Source organism: Pseudomonas sp. P5_A2_2 (assembly GCF_054177685.1).
The window spans coordinates 1-2,059 of the sequence record NZ_JBGCUL010000807.1 but is presented as its reverse complement, the minus strand read 5'-3'; the positions used below and the strand labels follow the sequence as shown (position 1 = coordinate 2,059).

Here is a 2,059-nt window from a genome sequence, read left to right as displayed (position 1 = left end):
CGCCAATGCAGGGAATGTCTTCCAGGGTCAGCGCCTGTTGGCAGCCGAGCAGCACATGGGGGTCGTCTTCGACGATCAATACACTAAGGTCGTTATTCATATTGGCTCGGCGGGAGTGGGGCTTACCAACGGTAAACTGAGGACGAATGTAGTACCACCGCTGGCCGGGTGCTCGACACCCAGATGCCCGCCGGTGGCGGCGGCCAGGCTGGCGGAAAGGGTCAGGCCAAGGCCCAGGCCCTGTTCGCCGGGTTTGGTGGTGAAGAAGGGTTCGAACAGGTGCTTGCGCGCTTCGGCGTCGATGCCATGGCCGTTGTCTCGCACGCGCAGGCGGTATTTGCCATCGAACGCTTCGCCTTCGAGCCACAGTTCGGGTTGCGGCTGCGCTTGCATKGCGTCGAGGGCGTTGCCGATGAGGTTGACCAGAATCTGCTCCAGGCGGGTCTGGTCGATCTGCACCTGCACGGCTTCGAAATGGCGGTGCAATTGCAGAGGGGTGTTTTCCACCCGTGCACCGTGCAATTGCAGGGCCGCGTCCACCGCTTTGCCGAGGCAGGCCTGGCCCTTGTCGTCACCGCGCCGGGCGAACGAGCGCAGGCTGGCGGTAATCCGGCCCATGCGGTCGATCAGTTCGTTGATGGTCTTGAGGTTGGTGCTGGCCACGTCGAGCTGGCCACGTTCGAGGAAGCGCACGGTATTGCCGGACAAGGTGCGCAGCGCCGCCAGCGGCTGGTTCAGTTCGTGGGCGATACTGGTGGACATCTGGCCGATGGCCGCGAGTTTTCCGGCCTGCACCAGTTCATCCTGGGCGCGGCGCAAAGTCTCTTCGGCGAGCCGGCGCTCGCGGATCTGCCCCTTGAGCCGTTCGTTGCTGGCTCGCAGGTCGGTGGTGCGTTCGGTAATCCGACGCTCCAGCTGGTTGTTGGCTTCCTGCAAGGCTTCCCGGGCCGCAAGACGGGTGGCGATCACCTTGCGCCGCTCGTTCCAGGCGATCAACAGAAAGGCACAGAGGGCAAACGCCACGGCCACCAGGATCCCCTGGTTGATCGCTTCGCGACGCAAATCCTGGAGCGGCGTGAGCAGGGTGAAGTTCCACGGCGTATCGCCGAGCGGCCGGGTTTGCGCCAGGTAACTGATGTTTTCATCGTCGGACGCCAGTTCGCTGTTGGCCGGGAACGTGAGTTTTTCCACGCCTTCGGACAGGGTTTCCCGGGCCAGCGGTTGCAGTTCGTTGAGCGGGAACCAGTAGTACTGCAGGCTGCGGGCGAGTTTTTCCTTGGTTTCTTCGCTCAGCGGCACCACCGATTTCAAACGCCGAGCCGGATCGCTGGACAGAATGATGATGCCGTTCTCGTCGCTGACGAAGGCTTCCAGGCGCGCCCGCTGCCAGCGTTCTTCCATGGCTTCCAGGCGTACCTTGACCACCGCGACGCCGATGATCTTGCCGTGTTCTTCCAGTCCATGGGCCAGGTAGTAGCCGGGTTCGCCGTTGGTACTGCCGATGCCGTAGAAGCGCCCGGGCTGACCACGTACGGCGTTCTGGAAATAGGCGCGAAAGGACAGGTCTTCACCCAGGTAACTGTCGACGTCGCGCCAGTTGCTGGTGGCCATGACGCGGCCGGTGGTGTCCATCACGTAGATGGCCCGACTGCGGCTGCGCCGGTTCAGGCCTTCGAGGTAATCGTTGACCGTTTGCCGGTGTTCCGGGGTCGGGTCGGCCAGCAACTGCGAAACGCTGGTTTCGAGCTCCAGCAGGCTGGGCAGGTAGGTGTATTTGCTGATTTCGCTTTCGACGGCACGGGCGTGCAGTTCCAGCTGTCGCTGGCCGTTCTCGCCAAGGCTGCGAATGCCATAGTGCTCACTGACCCAGAAGCCGATATAGCCCAGGCCGATCATCATGGCGATGATCAGCGGTGGCAGGAACAAATGACGAACCAGACGGGGTTTCACGGCGAGTGATGGCATTGCTGCGCGATAAAGATTGGAGTCGCATTTCATCACAGATGCCTTGGGTCAACCACCACACAAATCTGCAAGCCTCCGCCGCCCCCCGTGGGAG

The 2,059-nt window shown here is 62.4% G+C and carries 1 protein-coding gene; it reads right to left on the bottom strand.

The annotated features are described in order from the left end of the window. Positions 1-96: 96 nt before the first annotated feature. Entirely contained in the window at positions 97-1,998 is a 1,902-nt protein-coding gene (gene aauS / locus ACXRVY_RS25955) for a two-component sensor histidine kinase AauS (protein ID WP_223458265.1), read from the bottom strand. Positions 1,999-2,059: the final 61 nt, after the last annotated feature.